Raw genomic sequence first — 15757 nt, forward strand, 5'->3', positions numbered from 1 at the left:
AAAATGGTTATTTATACAACCATTTTTTGATCAGTCTGGTATAATTGGGCATAACCACAAACACCATCAGAAAAACAATGATTCCGGAATTGATGAATCCGTCGGAATAATGATTTACCGGAATATGTAAAAACCGTAGAAAAGGAATTACCAAAGCAGGAATAAGTACGGACAGGGGATAAATGGCTGACCAGGTTGCGAGAAACTGTTTCCAGCGTACCGGAACTTTATTCCCTTCATTTTCTGTAGTAAAAAGAAAATCCAACCCTGACCTGATCTGGTAATGGTCATTTTTTCTGAACAGCGGATTGGCTTTCTCAATAAGTTTTTTTCGGTTATCCGACTCCATCCAGCTTTTGAGATGGTTAATCGTATCAAAACGGATAATAACAGTATACACAAAGGTCAGATCAGGAATCGGACGAACAATCTGAAGATCAATAAAGCCCTCAGAATGTTTAGTAACAGGCACAATTTCGTTCAGCCATTTTTCATACTGTGATTGTTTTCCATCCATAATATGATGGGTAATCACTACGGAGGCACCCTGATTTTCCATAACTGACTTTTTATTGGTTAATTTAATACGCCCTTTTATACTGCCATGGAATTTCTGTTTCAACATCTAATGCTCTGGCTGAATGAATGGCAAAATAAGGATCTCTAAGATGTTCCCGGGCAATGATTACCATATCCGCATCTCCATTGGCAATAATATCATTAGCCTGTTCTGCTTCCTTAATCATTCCGACAGCTCCTGTTAAAATCCCAGTCTGTTCTTTAATCGTTTTTGCAAAAGGAACCTGATATCCAGGAAATACCTTATCCTTGCTTACATTGGTAAATCCACCGCCGGATGCCGTTATGAAATCTACACCTTTTTCTTTAAGGATTTCCGAAAGTCTGATACTGTCTTCGAGAGTCCAAGCTTCCTCTGTTTCTATATAGTCAGTAGAAGAAATTCTTACGAAAAGAGGTATTTCAGCAGGAATAGCTTTCCTGATTTCCTGGACTGTTTCCACAAGAAAACGGACTCTGTTTTCAAAGCTTCCCCCATATTCATCCAGTCTTTTATTGATCACTGCAGAATAAAATTGATGGAATAGGTAACCATGTGCTGCATGAAGTTCAATGGTATCAAAACCTGCTTCAACAGCACGAAGGGCTGCTTTAACAAATTTTGTTTGTAATTCCCGAATCTCATCAATTGTGAGCTCTTCTGCAAAAACTCCATTGAACTCACGAGCAGAGGAGGATTTTACAGTCCAGGCTCCTTCTTCCGGAGTGAGAGGCTTCATTCTTTCATTGGGATGTTTCAGGCTTCCTTTTCCGCCTGCATGCCACAACTGAATTCCTATTTTTGCATCCTGTTCATGTACAAAATTCACGATGTTACTCCATGCCTCTTTCTGTTCTTCGTTCCAGATCCCAACATCGGATAGTGTAGCCAGACCTTCTTCTGAAACGGCTGTACATTCGGTAAGGATCAATCCCACGCCACCAACAGCACGGCTTCCGAGGTGAACGAGATGCCAGTTGCCGGGAACTCCGTTTTTTGCACTGTATTGCTGCATAGGAGATAATGCAATCCTGTTCTTTAAAGTAAGACTGCGAATGTGTATAGGTGAAAATAAATTCATTTTTTCTTATTTTTAAATTGTTTTTGAAAATGCTTCAGCTTCAGAAACGGCTTTCAGCAAAACATTCTTTACTTCTGTCAATATTTGTTGCGTGTCGGGGTTTTCTGCTGATACTGTTTCAAGAATATCTAGTTTTTCCTTTAACAGAGGATATAATCCCATGATAGTAATGCTGGATTTCAGATCGTGAGCCCACAGTTTCACATTCTGAAAATCTTTGTTTTCGTAAGCCGTTGTCAGTTTCTGTATATGATTGGGAATGTTTTCAATAAACTGTTGGGTAACCATTTGTTCGAAACTTTTATCGCCACCGCTAACCGTGTGCATATAAGTGAGGTCAATATATTGATAGCCGGAAGATTGATTTTCGTTTTTCTTTTGGTTTTTGTTCTTTTCTTTAAACCCGAGTTTCGAAATCAGCATAAACAAATCTTCTTCATTGACAGGTTTAGGAATATATTCATTCATCCCACTGCTCAGACATCTTTCTCTTTCTCCTGCCAGCGCATGGGCAGTCATTGCGATGACTGGAATATCCAGTCTGAGTTCTTCCCGGATTTTCTGAGTAGCTGCATATCCGTCCATTTTGGGCATTTGTATATCCATTAAAACCAGGTCACATGCATTGTTTTTCAGATAGCTTACTGCTTCAAGGCCGTTCGACGCAATATGAAAATTAATATTCCATTGAGAAAGCAGATGTCTCATCAGGCTTTGATTAATGACATTATCGTCAACCACCAGAACCTTCAATGGCGTATTGGATTTATCTTTAAAGTAGTGAGGATCAACAGCTGGAATTACTGTAAGCTGTTCTTCAGCAATTCCGTAAGGAATGTAGAAATGAAATGTAGTTCCTTTGCCTTGTTCACTGCTCACTTCTATGTTTCCGTTCTGCAGTATGATTAAGCTTTTAACGATGGATAAGCCCAATCCTGTTCCTCCGTAATTTCTTGTGGTTGAATCTTCTCCCTGGTTGAATCTTTCGAAGATTTCGGTGAGCTTTTCTTTGTCAATTCCAATTCCTGTATCTGAAATCTTAAATCCCAGAACGGCTTCCTTCTCAGTTTGCTGTTTACTGTAGATTTCGACAGTAATATTTCCCTGGTGTGTAAATTTTATCGCGTTTCCGATCAGGTTGACTAAAATCTGGGTCAGTCTTGTGGCATCTCCCACCAAAGTGTCGGGAATAGAAGGATCAATTGTGCTTGAGAGGGTAAGAACTTTCTCTCTGGCCCGTTCTGTAAAAAATGTTTCTACGGAATTGACCAGTCCGTTGATACTGAAAATTCCGGGGGTAATGCGCATCATTCCTGCTTCTATTTTGGATAAATCAAGAATATCATTGATAATGGACATCAGGTTTTCTCCGGAACGTTGTATTGAAGAGACAAATTCTGCTGAGGTTTCATCCAGAGGACGTTTTTGCAGCAAGTTGGTGAAACCGAGAATTCCACTTAAAGGTGTTCTGATTTCATGGCTCATATTGGCAAGGAAATTTTCCTTGGTTTGTGCGGCCACCAATGCTTTTTTCTCCGCAATATTAAGTTCATTTATGAGTAACCTCTGGCGTTTAAACTGTCTGAGGATGTGATATCCAGCGACAGAACCGCTCAAAATCAGTAAGATCAGTAAAGAAATATCATAAAATCTTGCTTTTTGTCCCATTTCTTCACTTTTCTGGCTGAGTTCAACCATATTCAGTTTTCTACTTTCATATATTTTAGCCGTAATACTGGTGATTTCATTAGAAATATTTCTCGCTCGCGGATTGGCAATGGAGGTATTATCATCCATGTTTCCAACAGAAATATAACGGTGCAGGAGTTTATCTTTGGTTGTTTTCTTTTCCATGGCCAGAACACTTAACCTATGGATCAGTTTTTCTTCTTCAGCGTTTACATTGTCTTTGGAAAGAGAATCCAGAAAATTTTCAATCTGGTTGATTTTTTTGTCTATGCCTTCGAGATGGGTGGTATCATTTGTTGCAATGGATGCTCTGATTCTGCTTTCCACTCCCAGAATATCACGGTCAATCTCCCGTAAATGATTGCTTGAACGCAATTCGCTCAGCAAGGTATTGTTATTCTGAATCAGTGCCTTGGTATTTCCTGCAGAATTGAGCTGAACAGCTATCAATAGGAGTGAGCCCGCAATAAAGGTCAGGATAATAAAATAGCTGAATCGTTTGTTATCCATTACTGAAGATATGTTTTTCATAATAACGGTCTGATTTAAAATAAAATACCGGTAAAGGTTGATTAACCTTCAAATGTTCGGGAATTGAGAGCAAAAAAGTTATCAAATTTCTGATGGCCGGCTAAAAGACATTCATTCGTGTATTGAGAGCTTTCCTGTATGCGTCTGCCACAGGAATGAATTTACCGTTGATCATAATACCGCCATCCTGAAGGGTGTCAATTTTACCGACAGAAACAATATAGGAGCGGTGAACTCTTATAAAATGATCCTTAGGGAGACGCTCTTCTGCTGTTTTCATTTTACCGTGAATGGCAAACATCTTTTCTTTGGTATAAAACTTTACATAATCACCCATGGCTTCCGCATAGAAAATATCATCCAGCTTTAAACGCCTGGTAATATTGGAGTCTCTCACGAAAAGAAACTCATCCCTTGTGATTTCCACATTTTCTTTTCTGCTTTCAAGAATAGTTTGTACCTTGCTTACTGCCTGCAGAAATCTTACCGGCATAATAGGTTTTAGAAGATAATCTGCGATATTAAGCTCAAAGGCTTCTAGCGCATATTCCTTTTTTGAGGTGGTGAAAATGATGATAGTATCTTTACCAGAAAGCGTTTTCGTAAGCTCAATCCCTGTCATTTCCGGCATTTCTATATCGAGAAATATCAGATCAACGGAATTGGACTGAAGATAATGATAAGCCTCTATGGCATTGGAAAACTCGTTGACAATGGAAAGATCTGGAATCTGTTTGGCGAGGTGTGCTAATGTTGTTCTTGCAATATCATTATCATCCACGATTAAGGCTTTCATTGGTATAGTTGTTTATGATTTACACAAAGATAATTATAACTTTTTTATTTTGTGTTATCTGAAATAAGAGCGGATCATCCATGCCATTTCTTCATGGGTTTCCATCAGACCTGTAATAAAATCACTGGTACCGTAATCTTTATAAGTTTCAGCAAACGGAGTGATATTTCCCCGAAGGAATTCGATGATGCTTTCATGATCACTTAATAAATCTTTCATGTATCCGAGCCCGTCATTTGTTCTTTCGCTGTACTCTGTTAAATGCGTAAGTTCCAGATAGATTTTCATAGTTGCCGGTGCAAAATGTCCGATTTTACGCATGCGTTCTGCAACGCTGTCAATCAGTCCATCCAGTTGTCTGTATTGTTCCTCAAAGAAAATGTGGTTAGCGTGGAAGTTGTCTCCAGTTACATTCCAGTGAGCGTTTCTTGTTTTAATGTAAAGAAGCGTTTCGTCTGCTAATAATTTTGCTAATTGTTCTGCAACGGCTTCTGTGTTTTTTTCTGTAATTCCGATTTTCGTTTTCATAATAATAAGATTTTAGTTGGGCATTATGGCTTTTTTCCTGATGTAAAGGTCAGTTATAATTCTAAAAAATGATCTGTATTTTCGGCGAACGGGCAGAATCAATCGGTGAAAAGCTGATAAGTTCAGTTTTCTTTAAGTTTCAAAATAATATAACCGATAATCTTATCAACTACAGAGATGCTTCTTTTAAAAAGTAAGACTTCCTTCAGTAAGTTGTTGAGCATTATGGGGTGATTTCTGCCATAAAGAAACCTTTTCTTGTATTTCCGGAATTGAAGAGCTAAAGTTTTCGAAAAACAGATTACCTTCAAAATTGATTTTTTTTCAATGCTGAGAAAAACTCCTCCCAATTAACAGTGCCTTTTCCTAGCATACCGCGGTGAGATTCTGTAACATGAATGTATTTCAGTATTTTCCGGAATTCATAATCGGATTATAAAAATTATTTTCCTAAATATTCATATGAAAGGTGTCAATATGACGGAAGACATTAAAAAAAATTAGTAGGATACAAAAGCAATTTTCCGTTTTAGAATTTAGGAATTTCCTACTTTCAAAAGAGATACTCGTGCGCAAATCCCATAAATTTAGTCGTAGATTAAATATTAGAATAAAATATACTTATAATTAAATATATTTGTAGAGCGTAACTAAAAGTTCTTTGAGTACTGAAGTAAGAATTTTACAGTTTATGATTTTTTGAAAGAATTTAGATTTAATAAGGTTTCTTTGACATATAAAAAGAAGTTCTGGTTTTTAAAGGTAAGGAATAATTATGGCAAATTCGTGGCAATTTGTATTTCATACTAATAAAAACCGTATAAATGCAGGTTTAAAATAGGGGAGTTCTAGTCCCGTATTCTCCACTTCAGCAAAGCCCTTTTTATAAGGGCTTTTTTCATGTTCAGTCTTTTTGGAAATGTATTAATCAGTATCAAGAAGAGTAACAATTAATACACAAGAAAATTTTGAACTTTGGATCTAAAAGATCTTACTTCTTAGTGATCAATTGTAAAGAAAAATTTACAAGTGTTTTGTGATTAATTTTATTTAGTTATATTTGAAAATAAGTACTATAGGTACTAAAAACTAATACATTAATAAATAACTATGAAAAATCTAAAGAAAATTACAAGAGATCAAATGAAAAATGTTCAGGGAGCTGGGGCTCCAATTACATGTCCTGCAAAATACTATCTTAAATGCGAATCAATCTACGTTTGTGATCCAGATCAGGGTATTTATGATTGTGTTTGCTCTTGCGTACCAATCGGATCTTAATAAAAACTTTTTATATAACAAAAGCCTTCTCTTTGAGAGGGCTTTTGTTATATTTGCGGAAAACTTCTAATCATGCCTATTTCAAAGATTCTCTATACTATATTTAGACAGAACAAATTTAGGTTTCCGTAAAATATTCTGTTTCGACACTTCTTCCGATATCAATTTGAAATTTAAAAATAACTATGAAATCAATTTTAAGAATATTTAAGTTTCTAGGTAAACTTATACTAGGAATTCTCATATTATTCCTGTTCTTAGGCATGTGTTACCGATTATTTTCTTCGAAACCAGTTCCGCCAGGTCAATTAGTAAATGTGAATGGAACTAACATCCATGTAAGAATAGATGGGAATAAAAAATCTTTACCTACGGTTATTATTGAAGCTGGGGCACATGGTAATACAGATATGCTGCATTGGATTGCAGAAGGCTTAAAAGATAAAACGAGAGTTATACGCTATGATAGAGATGGAAAATGGTATAGCGAATCGAGTAACAGTAATCATAGATCTCCAGAGTTTTACGCAGAGCAGCTTCATGAACTATTGAAGAAAACTGGAGATAAACCACCTTATATTTTGGTGGGACATTCTATGGGAGGTCCTTATAATAGAATATTTAGAGATCTTTATCCAAACGAAGTGAAAGGAATCGTTTTCATAGATTCAAGTCATCCTGAACAATGGAACCGATTAGCACAAAAAGAATTGGTTCCCAAGGGACAAGCAAAACTATTTAAAATAGGATCTATACTTGCAGATTTAGGTATTTTGGGCATTTATAACAAAATATTTAGTAAAGAACCGTATCAGGGTGATGATCTGCCCAAAGAAGCCTATAGTCGCTCACAGTCGCTCACTTATAATTCAGGGGATGTTTTTAAGATGTTTTTAAGAGAGAATGAACTTACTAATGATGTACTGAAGCGTGCGGGTGAGGCAAAGAAATTAGATTCATTACCTGTTTTGGTATTTACGGCTACAGAACAGTATAAAGAATCCCAAAAAGAAAAATACAGGAAAGCTGGAATTGATCCTGAAAAGGAACTTCAATTATGGTTTGGTATGCAAAAAGAACTAAAAGAACTCTCTTCTCAAGGAAAACAAATAATAATGAATGCAAGTCATAGCAGTATCATTACAAAAAAAGTAAATGCAGATAAAATAAATAAAGAAATTCTATTACTCTCTGAAAATATTGAGAAGAAAAAGCAAAATTAAACAGTAAAGTCCCAATTAAGGGGCTTTACTGTTTTTTAGTTGTACCGTTCTTTTTACTTCCTGATAGATTATAACACCGTTTTATAAGTGACTTGCAGGAAAATAGCTTTCATTTTACATTTTAAAAAAGGATTTTTTATTTTCTCAACTTTCCAACTATACATTATTAAATAAAAGAATTCCAACAGAATACCCTAGATTTGAAAAAAATAAAACATGGAATTTTCTCCTTTTAATCCTGTGATCAAGCTTTGTCTGCAAGGAATGGGCTTTGAAGACAAAGGAATGCCTGAGGAAGCAGCTCAATTATTTTTAAAAGCCTGGGAAGAAGCTCCGGATGATCATGAAAAGTTTCTGGCAGCTTATTATGTAGCACGTCATCAGAAAACCATTGCTGATCGGTTAAAATGGATTGAAACTTCCTTAGAGTTGGCTTTAAAAATAAATGATGATACCGTTAAAAGTGCTTTACCTTCTCTTTACCGGAATATTTCCAAATGCTATGAGGATTTAGGAGATCATGAAAAATCAAAAAAAAATGCTGAATTGTCAGTGTTACTTCATAACCATCCGTCTGATAAAGGTCCTTTTTACCACGGAACAAAAGCCGACTTACAGATGGGAGATCTGTTGACAGCGGGAGGGAATTCTAATTACCAATCAGAATTCAAAATGAATCATATTTACTTCACTGCTTTAACCAATGGGGCAGGACTTGCTGCTGCACTGGCAAAAGGCGATGGAGCAGAGCGGGTATATATTGTAGAACCCACAGGGAATTTCGAAAATGATCCCAATGTAACAGATAAAAAATTTCCGGGAAATCCAACCCGATCTTATCGTTCCGGAATGCCATTGAAAATAGTCGGGGAAATTACAGAGTGGAGTAGGGCAACTCCGGAAGATCTTCAGAAATTTCGTAAAAAACTGGACAACAGCCAAGGAGAGATTATCAATTAGTGAATTATGGAAAACAGCTGATTATGACTGTACTCATAAAAGCCGGAATGAATATTTCATACATTTGGGATAAGTTTTTCATTCATTCAATAATAGTTTTTAGCCTCTTTTTAGAGGCTTTTTGTTTGAAAAGTTAAATTTTTCATAAATTAAATTGCTGTTTAATGAATATTCTTATATTTGAAATGAACTAAAATATTTTAAACCATGAAAAATTTAAAGAAAATCTCGAGAGAAGAATTAAAAACAGTTAAAGGAGCAGGACCTAATGTTCCGGCATGTCCTCCAGGTGCTTTATGGAGATGTGAAGCCATTGGTGTTTGTTCAGAAGAATTTGATCAGTGGGACTGCCTTTGTGGTTGCTATCCGGTAACGCTTCCTTTTCCAAGATAAATCAAAGCCCTCTTTTCAGAGGGTTTTTCATTTTACAAAAACAGCCACAATGAAAATATTGTGGCCGCCTTTTTGAAATCAAATATCAACTATTATAAAGATCTGGAGCGGGCAATATTAATAAGGTACACAAGGTGTGCGTACATGCTTCGCTTTACAGACTCTACTTTTATATCTCCGGTGGCCTGATTGATGGTAGTGACCAGATCTGTATTGCATTGACCAGCAAAGTTGCCACTTCCTAAATAGTTCACGGTATTGGTACTTGGATAAGAGATTCTGGGATAGTCAGGCGCTGTCTGATTGGCCACAGCAGTTGCGTTTGCAAACCCTTTATTATCAACATATCGGGCTGTCCATGTTCCTAGAAACTGTCCATTTCCGGTATTAATTCCTTGCCCAACAATGATTTGAGTGTCAACAGGATTACTGAATCCCGCACAAGAGGAGTAATGGTTTACAGAAACAGTACAGGAAGAAGCATTGTCACCAGGTTGGAAACATTTTCCTTCGTATACAGTAGATCTTTGTTCACTGGAAGAGGTTGATGTGTTCAATATAGCCTTTGGCGCAAAAATTTCTTCAGGAGAAATAAGAGTTAAAACTCCTTGTGCATCTGCAGCAACAATCTTTTTTTCAGCATTTGAAAGCCCTCTTACTCTTACCAGACCATTCACATCCAAAGTATGACTTGGAGTAGCGGTGTTAATCCCAACCTGTGCTGTTGAACTGCCACAAATAGCAAGTGCTGCCAAAAATAATGTTTTTGTTTTCATGTAATTTTTTGAAAAGGTTAAATTTTTCGCTAAGGTAAGAAATATCTTTAAAATAGAATACAAACGGCATGAAATCTAATATAAACTAATTGTAAATGAATATTAAACGTATTAATATTAAGTTTTACGTATAAATTTTAAAATAACTCAAAATTTATAGAGACTCTATTTGTTTGAAAAATATTTGTATTTTAGCCGAAATATGTTGTTTTTTAATAAACATATTGGGTGCTAATTAAAATTCAGATAATTTGAATGAAAAAATTAGTAGATTTGCACGGAACAAAAAAATAATAAATATTAAGCAATATTCTCTGTGGCTGGATCTCTAGAAGGAAAGTACAGGAGAATAACAGGATTTTAGGTTATAAAACTACTGAAACTATGAAGAAACTTTTTTTACTTTTATTAACGGCGTTTTTATTTATCGGTTGCAGCTCTGATGATGATACTATTTATGATTATGTAGGAACATGGTCTGGTTCCTATGAAGGAGCAGACAAAGGAGTTTGGAACTTTGTGGTAGATGAAAGTGGTAAAGTGGTAGGAACAATGCATTCTGATGTTAATAATGAAAATTACAGCATTACCGGAAATTTAAGTGAGACAGGAGATCTTAACGCAAGAGTAGGACTTCCTTCACAAGGAGACTTCAAAGGAACGTTAACGACAGAAAAAAAAGGAAACGGAAACTGGTCCAACTCACTTCCAACACCTGCCGTATCAGGAAGCTGGAAAGGAGAAAAGAAATAAAAACAAGAAAGTCTGCAGCATATACTGCAGACTTTTTTATTTATACAAATCCCATATGGGTAATCTTATCATTTTCATTCTTTAATGCTACAAAATAGATTAGAATGTCATCCTCAGAGAAATACTTTTTAAAAGACTTGTCTTGTTGCTGATTCCAATGGACTATTTCTTCATTACTTTCTATGTTATAATTTTCAGCATCCAATTTCATCGTCATAATCAAGGCATGTTCTGATGTACAATGGTCATTTTTATACAGAATCTGATCTTCCATTCTTACACCATCTGAAACCTTCCTGACCGTTCCCCATTGAAAATCTCTCAGAAGTTTTCTTCCTTCTTCGGTCTTTAAACCGTTTTCAACCGTTCTTTTTCCTCTTTCAGAAATGGTATCCAAATCTTTGATAGCAGTCATCACTTTTGCAAACTTCTGGTAGAGGAGGGGATCACCTGCTTCTTTAATATATACTTCCAGGCTTTTCCGGATCATTTTCCCCATTTTGGAACAATGCCCGAATTCAGAACTGTTCTGTCTTACTTTCTCATAGGACGGATTTTTTTTAAACGCAGCTTTATTGAACCCGCTTTTCTTCCGAACCACATTTTTGCCATTCAGAGTATAAAATACCAGATCGCCCACTGCTCCGGTGATCTTGATTACACTTTCATAGGTTGCCATATTTTTAAAATAGAAATCAAATATACCAATAAATAATGAAAATCAAAATTTTAACATATATTTATAATATAGTTGTAGTATAGTTATACCATAATTAAATTATAAAATGTATATTTGTGGTAGATTTTGTTAATTAATTATAAATCAGAAGAATATGGGAACGGAATTATTTCAACAAAAAATAAAAGTAAAGCAGATGGTGGTTGTCCTGGCAGCCTCTGTTTTTGTGGTTTCCTGTGGATCCTCGAAAAGTGCTTCTGCGAGCAAAAAATCAAATACAAAGGCCGTAGCAAAAGCTGAAAATCTAAGAAAACTGGATTCAAAATTTAGTGGCAGTGTTTCCAGATCGATCAATGATATTTTGAAAGATGCAGAAAAGTATATTGGAACACCGTATAAATTCGGAGGAAATACTTCTTCAGGATTTGACTGCTCCGGATTTACTGTAAAAGTATTTGAAGAAAATGATTTTAATCTTCCCAGAAGATCTTCTGATCAGGCCGATGCCGGAAAGAATATTGATATCAAAGACGTAAAACCGGGTGATCTGTTGTTTTTTGCGACAGCCGGAGGAAGCAGAGTTTCTCATGTGGGAATTGTTCATGATATTGGTCCTGACGGAGAAGTAAAATTCATTCATGCTTCTACCTCAAAAGGCGTAATCATTTCTTCCCTGAACGAAAAATATTGGAATAAGGCCTACCTTCATGCTCAAAGAGTGCTGTAAAATATCTTACATAAATGATTGAGAACCGTACTTTTGCTTTCATTAAATCAGATAAAAAGCTGATAAAGCTTTTCTTTAAAGATATTAATGTCATTAAAGGACTCGGAAATTATGTAGAAGTTCATACCACAGACCATAAAAGATACATTTACTACAAAACACTTAAAGACCTCATAGAAACCCTTCCGGACGAATTTATGCGGGTCCACAATTCATACATTGTCAATCTGATCAATATTGAATCTTTTGAAGACAATCACTTACTCTGTGGTGATTTAAAAATTACAGTCGCCAAAAGTTATAAAGAATGTCTGCAGACAGCGCTTGGTAAAATGATGCTTTAAAAAATACCATACATCGGAAAAACACCCGATTGCATCATATTTCTGACAGTATACATAAATAAGTTTTCATTCTTGTTTTCATGTTTTAGTTTTACTGAAAATTAAGACAATGAATAAAGAAACAGCATTAAATTACATTCAAAACCATACGATTATCGGAATAAAAGCCGGACATCAAAGACCGGAATTTCTGGAAATATGGATGGTTGTAGTCCAAAACCGGATATTTGCAAGATCGTGGGGACTTGCTGAAAGAAGCTGGTACAATACCTTTTTAGAAAACTCTGCAGGAGAAATTCAATGTGGTAAAACCATTTATCCTATAGAAGCTCTCATCCCGGACGATATCAATACCCTTACTGAAGAAATTAATCAGGCCTATCTGACAAAATATAACAGTGATCATAATATTCCATATTCGCAAGGGATTATTCAGGAAAAACATGTTGCGAAAACGATGGAGTTTATTATTTTGGAGTAAATAGCAGTTAAAATATTCAATAGGAACGGGTTGTTATCCTGAGCTTAGTCGAAGGAAGCCCGTTTATCGAAAAACAAAAACTTCAACCGGCTTTAGCCAAAACTTCTTTAACCACCCCGTCAAAAATTCTTTGAATTTTCGCGACCCCTCCGGAGGAGGGGAATTTTTATGTTTCCGTTTGTTATCTATCTGCCATTCATCATTGCAATAGCATTGCATCACGAAACTTAGCAAATTTGCCCAAAACTATTATCATATGGCAGATTTCATCAGATTCTTTATTCCTTTATATTTCATACTCTTCTTTATCATTTCTTTTGTTGGAATAAGTTATAAAGTAGCCAGGCAGATTGGCAAAAACCCTAATGTCCTTCCCAAAGATGATTCCGCATACGGACTTGTGGGGTTGTATTTTAAGCTGGTTTTATTTGCTTTGTTTATCTATACAATACTTCTTTTATTTTTTCCGAAAGACATTTTTCCTGCTTTTAAAATCAATGTGCTGGAATATGATCTTTTTCAGTACACAGGAATTATATTAATGATTTTTGCGTTGATTTGGATGATTATAGCACAATTACAAATGAAAAATTCATGGAGGATTGGGATTGATGGTTCCACAAAAACCGATCTGGTTACTCACGGATTATTCAGGTTTTCAAGAAATCCTATATTCCTGGGAATGACCATCAGCCTTGTCGGATTTTTCCTCGCTTTCCCTACTGTAATTGCTTTTGCTTTTCTACTGACGGGGAGTATTTTGATGCAGATCCAGATCAGGCTTGAAGAAGAGCATCTCTTAAAAGAACATGGGCAAATTTACTCGACCTATAAAAAGAAGGTGAAGCGCATGTTGTGTCTTTATTAAAAGCACAATGTTAAAACCCGTTTTGCTGAACTTTTTTGTATCTTTGGCCGGTATAATTTTAAATAAGAAACATGTCATTACAACAAACTATTGAAAATATCTGGGACAACAGAGAATTATTGCAGAATGAAGACAGCCAGAAGGCGATCAGAGAAGTTATTTCTTTAGTTGATAAAGGGGAACTTCGTACTGCAGAACCTACAGAAAACGGATGGCAGGTAAATGAATGGGTGAAAAAAGCTGTGGTAATGTATTTCCCGATCCAGAAAATGGAAACTATTGAAGTAGGTCCGTTTGAATTTCATGACAAAATGCCTTTGAAGAGAGGTTATGCTGAAAAAGGGGTGAGAGTTGTTCCACATGCAGTAGCGAGAGAAGGTGCTTACATTGCTCCTGGAGTAATTATGATGCCATCTTACGTAAACATCGGTGCTTATGTAGATTCTGGAACAATGGTAGATACATGGGCAACGGTAGGAAGCTGTGCACAGATTGGTAAAAACGTTCACCTGAGTGGTGGTGTTGGGATCGGTGGGGTGTTAGAACCTTTACAGGCTGCTCCGGTAATCATTGAAGACGATTGCTTTATCGGTTCAAGATGTATCGTTGTAGAAGGAGTTCACGTAGAAAAAGAAGCTGTACTGGGTGCTAACGTAGTATTGACCGCTTCTACAAAAATTATCGATGTTACCGGAGATACACCAATTGAAATCAAAGGAAGAGTTCCTGCACGTTCAGTAGTTATCCCTGGGAGCTATACAAAACAGTATCCGGCTGGAGAATATCAGGTTCCATGTGCCCTGATCATCGGTCAGAGAAAAGAATCTACAGACAAGAAAACATCTCTGAATGATGCATTGAGAGATAATAATGTAGCCGTTTAAGATTAATATTTTAATCTAATACCACAATCTTGAAAGAAAAATTTCTTAAAATATTATTAAACCCTAAATATATATTTGGGGTTTATCTTATTATATCCGTTGTTACAGCAATTTCCAAATATCTGAGAGGAGATTATGCGATCAATAACTATCTGATTTTTAAAAACGTATTCTTTAATACCATTCATCAGAAAAATTTATTTATCCATTATCCTGATTTTTATTTTGATCTGAACCATTATGGTGTATTTTTCAGTGCATTGATTGCACCGTTTGCCATGATGCCGGATTGGTTGGGAATCTCACTTTGGAATATTGCCAATACTTTCATTTTTATCTACGGAATTTATAAACTGCCTTTTTCAGACAGCAAGAAAGCGATTTTCGGATTGCTTTGCCTTCAGGAATACATTACTGCGGCTTTAAGTCTGCAGTTCAATGTAGCACTGACAGGTCTTTTACTGTTATCTGCAGTTTATATTTACGAAAGAAAAGAAGTGAAATCTGTAACCGCAATTTTAATAGGAATATTTGTGAAAATCTACGGAATTGTAGGATTAACACAGTTTTTCTTCATTAAAAATAAAACTAAATTTATTCTTTCAGGAATTGGCATTGCCCTATTGTTTTTTGTGCTTCCGATGGCCTATTCAAGCCCGCAGTTTGTCATTCAGTGCTACGCGGACTGGTTTCAGTCTATTGTAGAAAAGAATAGTGAAAATCAGGTATTAGGAAATATGCAGGATATTTCATTAATGGGCTTTGTAAGAAGAGTTTTAGGAGATGCATCCATTTCTAACCTTGTGTTTTTAGCAGGTGGATTGCCGCTTTTTGCATTACCTTACATCAGAATTAAGCAATACAAACATTATGCGTTTCAACTGATGATTCTGGCTTCAACATTACTGTTCTTGGTATTGTTCAGTTCAAGTTCAGAATCTCCTACGTATATTATTGCGGTGGTAGGAGTACTGATCTGGTTTTTCCTTCAGAAAGAAAGAACACCATTGATCATTGGATTGTTGGTTTTTGTCATTATTTTCACATGCTTCTCAACTTCGGATCTGTTTCCGAAATTTGTAAAAGAGAATTATATCATCAAATATTCATTAAAAGCCGTACCTTGTATTGTAATCTGGTTGAGAGTAACTTATGAGCTTCTGACTAAAGATTTTGAGAAAAATTACAGCCTGAATTAATACAT

Annotated in this window: 19 protein-coding genes; 12 read left to right on the forward strand and 7 right to left on the reverse strand. The window is 35.8% G+C overall.

What is annotated here, in order from left to right; genetic code table 11:
* Positions 1–7 precede the first annotated feature (7 nt).
* The 5 genes from ACMA47_RS16010 to ACMA47_RS16030 form a co-directional block, all read right to left on the reverse strand.
* The gene (locus tag ACMA47_RS16010; RefSeq protein WP_413930565.1) at positions 8–559 is read right to left on the reverse strand and encodes an antibiotic biosynthesis monooxygenase; all 552 of its coding nucleotides are present in this window, start codon (positions 557–559) and stop codon (positions 8–10) included.
* A gap of 22 nt (positions 560–581) precedes the next feature.
* Complete coding sequence (locus ACMA47_RS16015; RefSeq protein WP_413930566.1) at positions 582–1640, reverse strand: NADH:flavin oxidoreductase/NADH oxidase; 1059 nt, start codon at positions 1638–1640, stop codon at positions 582–584.
* 12 nt (positions 1641–1652) lie between these two features.
* On the reverse strand, positions 1653–3860 hold the full coding sequence (locus ACMA47_RS16020; RefSeq protein ID WP_413930567.1) for an ATP-binding protein: 2208 nt from the start codon (positions 3858–3860) through the stop codon (positions 1653–1655).
* A 100-nt stretch (positions 3861–3960) separates the two neighbouring features.
* Positions 3961–4656 (reverse strand): LytR/AlgR family response regulator transcription factor, encoded by a 696-nt coding sequence (locus ACMA47_RS16025; protein ID WP_413930568.1) that lies wholly within the window; start codon positions 4654–4656, stop codon positions 3961–3963.
* A gap of 54 nt (positions 4657–4710) precedes the next feature.
* A complete protein-coding gene (locus ACMA47_RS16030; protein ID WP_413930569.1) occupies positions 4711–5184 on the reverse strand; it encodes a Dps family protein in 474 nt (157 codons plus the stop codon).
* 68 nt (positions 5185–5252) lie between these two features.
* Here ACMA47_RS16030 and ACMA47_RS16035 point away from each other — a divergent pair, with 68 nt between their 5' ends.
* From ACMA47_RS16035 to ACMA47_RS16055, 5 genes are all read left to right on the forward strand, one after another.
* Positions 5253–5381, forward strand: coding sequence for a hypothetical protein (locus ACMA47_RS16035; protein ID WP_413930570.1), 129 nt, complete (start codon positions 5253–5255; stop codon positions 5379–5381).
* A 913-nt stretch (positions 5382–6294) separates the two neighbouring features.
* A complete protein-coding gene (locus ACMA47_RS16040; protein WP_413930571.1) occupies positions 6295–6465 on the forward strand; it encodes a bacteriocin-like protein in 171 nt (56 codons plus the stop codon).
* Positions 6466–6650: 185 nt separating this feature from the next.
* Positions 6651–7688 carry an alpha/beta fold hydrolase gene (locus tag ACMA47_RS16045; protein WP_413930572.1) on the forward strand — a complete coding sequence of 346 codons (1038 nt, stop codon included), beginning with the start codon at positions 6651–6653 and terminating at the stop codon, positions 7686–7688.
* 546 nt (positions 7689–8234) lie between these two features.
* Positions 8235–8648, forward strand: a complete 414-nt coding sequence (gene arr, locus ACMA47_RS16050; protein ID WP_413930740.1) for an NAD(+)--rifampin ADP-ribosyltransferase — start codon at positions 8235–8237, stop codon at positions 8646–8648.
* 207 nt (positions 8649–8855) lie between these two features.
* Positions 8856–9041 carry a bacteriocin-like protein gene (locus ACMA47_RS16055; protein WP_079241573.1) on the forward strand — a complete coding sequence of 62 codons (186 nt, stop codon included), beginning with the start codon at positions 8856–8858 and terminating at the stop codon, positions 9039–9041.
* Positions 9042–9133: 92 nt separating this feature from the next.
* On the opposite strand, the gene ACMA47_RS16060 is transcribed toward ACMA47_RS16055, so the two are convergent.
* The gene (locus ACMA47_RS16060) at positions 9134–9817 is read right to left on the reverse strand and encodes a hypothetical protein (protein WP_062669796.1); all 684 of its coding nucleotides are present in this window, start codon (positions 9815–9817) and stop codon (positions 9134–9136) included.
* A 384-nt stretch (positions 9818–10201) separates the two neighbouring features.
* Here ACMA47_RS16060 and ACMA47_RS16065 point away from each other — a divergent pair, with 384 nt between their 5' ends.
* Positions 10202–10570 carry a hypothetical protein gene (locus ACMA47_RS16065; RefSeq protein WP_034694405.1) on the forward strand — a complete coding sequence of 123 codons (369 nt, stop codon included), beginning with the start codon at positions 10202–10204 and terminating at the stop codon, positions 10568–10570.
* A gap of 40 nt (positions 10571–10610) precedes the next feature.
* On the opposite strand, the gene ACMA47_RS16070 is transcribed toward ACMA47_RS16065, so the two are convergent.
* Entirely contained in the window at positions 10611–11249 is a 639-nt protein-coding gene (locus ACMA47_RS16070) for a hypothetical protein (protein ID WP_413930573.1), read from the reverse strand.
* 154 nt (positions 11250–11403) lie between these two features.
* Here ACMA47_RS16070 and ACMA47_RS16075 point away from each other — a divergent pair, with 154 nt between their 5' ends.
* The 6 genes from ACMA47_RS16075 to ACMA47_RS16100 all read left to right on the forward strand — a co-directional run bounded on the left by ACMA47_RS16075 (position 11404) and on the right by ACMA47_RS16100 (position 15752).
* Complete coding sequence (locus tag ACMA47_RS16075; RefSeq protein WP_413930574.1) at positions 11404–11976, forward strand: C40 family peptidase; 573 nt, start codon at positions 11404–11406, stop codon at positions 11974–11976.
* Positions 11977–11990: 14 nt separating this feature from the next.
* Positions 11991–12320 (forward strand): LytR/AlgR family response regulator transcription factor, encoded by a 330-nt coding sequence (locus ACMA47_RS16080; RefSeq protein WP_413930575.1) that lies wholly within the window; start codon positions 11991–11993, stop codon positions 12318–12320.
* 109 nt (positions 12321–12429) lie between these two features.
* A complete protein-coding gene (locus ACMA47_RS16085) occupies positions 12430–12801 on the forward strand; it encodes a DUF2255 family protein (protein WP_413930576.1) in 372 nt (123 codons plus the stop codon).
* A 256-nt stretch (positions 12802–13057) separates the two neighbouring features.
* Complete coding sequence (locus ACMA47_RS16090) at positions 13058–13669, forward strand: methyltransferase family protein (protein ID WP_413930577.1); 612 nt, start codon at positions 13058–13060, stop codon at positions 13667–13669.
* Between the two features lie 71 nt (positions 13670–13740).
* On the forward strand, positions 13741–14553 hold the full coding sequence (locus tag ACMA47_RS16095) for a 2,3,4,5-tetrahydropyridine-2,6-dicarboxylate N-succinyltransferase (RefSeq protein ID WP_034694413.1): 813 nt from the start codon (positions 13741–13743) through the stop codon (positions 14551–14553).
* A 29-nt stretch (positions 14554–14582) separates the two neighbouring features.
* Positions 14583–15752, forward strand: a complete 1170-nt coding sequence (locus ACMA47_RS16100) for a glycosyltransferase family 87 protein (protein WP_413930578.1) — start codon at positions 14583–14585, stop codon at positions 15750–15752.
* Positions 15753–15757: the final 5 nt, after the last annotated feature.

Origin of the sequence: Chryseobacterium sp. T20 (assembly GCF_047345655.1) — a bacterium.
In the GTDB taxonomy this organism is placed as follows: Bacteria; Bacteroidota; Bacteroidia; order Flavobacteriales; family Weeksellaceae; genus Chryseobacterium.

Bases quoted from the DNA above. Each gene is read 5' to 3' on its own strand.
- ACMA47_RS16010 (WP_413930565.1), bottom strand. From the start codon at position 559: ATGGAAAATCAGGGTGCCTCCGTAGTGATTACCCATCATATTATGGAT.
- ACMA47_RS16015 (WP_413930566.1), bottom strand. From the start codon at position 1,640: ATGAATTTATTTTCACCTATACACATTCGCAGTCTTACTTTAAAGAAC.
- ACMA47_RS16020 (WP_413930567.1), bottom strand. From the start codon at position 3,860: ATGAAAAACATATCTTCAGTAATGGATAACAAACGATTCAGCTATTTT.
- ACMA47_RS16025 (WP_413930568.1), bottom strand. From the start codon at position 4,656: ATGAAAGCCTTAATCGTGGATGATAATGATATTGCAAGAACAACATTA.
- ACMA47_RS16030 (WP_413930569.1), bottom strand. From the start codon at position 5,184: ATGAAAACGAAAATCGGAATTACAGAAAAAAACACAGAAGCCGTTGCA.
- ACMA47_RS16035 (WP_413930570.1), top strand. From the start codon at position 5,253: ATGATCTGTATTTTCGGCGAACGGGCAGAATCAATCGGTGAAAAGCTG.
- ACMA47_RS16040 (WP_413930571.1), top strand. From the start codon at position 6,295: ATGAAAAATCTAAAGAAAATTACAAGAGATCAAATGAAAAATGTTCAG.
- ACMA47_RS16045 (WP_413930572.1), top strand. From the start codon at position 6,651: ATGAAATCAATTTTAAGAATATTTAAGTTTCTAGGTAAACTTATACTA.
- ACMA47_RS16055 (WP_079241573.1), top strand. From the start codon at position 8,856: ATGAAAAATTTAAAGAAAATCTCGAGAGAAGAATTAAAAACAGTTAAA.
- ACMA47_RS16060 (WP_062669796.1), bottom strand. From the start codon at position 9,817: ATGAAAACAAAAACATTATTTTTGGCAGCACTTGCTATTTGTGGCAGT.
- ACMA47_RS16065 (WP_034694405.1), top strand. From the start codon at position 10,202: ATGAAGAAACTTTTTTTACTTTTATTAACGGCGTTTTTATTTATCGGT.
- ACMA47_RS16070 (WP_413930573.1), bottom strand. From the start codon at position 11,249: ATGGCAACCTATGAAAGTGTAATCAAGATCACCGGAGCAGTGGGCGAT.
- ACMA47_RS16075 (WP_413930574.1), top strand. From the start codon at position 11,404: ATGGGAACGGAATTATTTCAACAAAAAATAAAAGTAAAGCAGATGGTG.
- ACMA47_RS16080 (WP_413930575.1), top strand. From the start codon at position 11,991: ATGATTGAGAACCGTACTTTTGCTTTCATTAAATCAGATAAAAAGCTG.
- ACMA47_RS16085 (WP_413930576.1), top strand. From the start codon at position 12,430: ATGAATAAAGAAACAGCATTAAATTACATTCAAAACCATACGATTATC.
- ACMA47_RS16090 (WP_413930577.1), top strand. From the start codon at position 13,058: ATGGCAGATTTCATCAGATTCTTTATTCCTTTATATTTCATACTCTTC.
- ACMA47_RS16095 (WP_034694413.1), top strand. From the start codon at position 13,741: ATGTCATTACAACAAACTATTGAAAATATCTGGGACAACAGAGAATTA.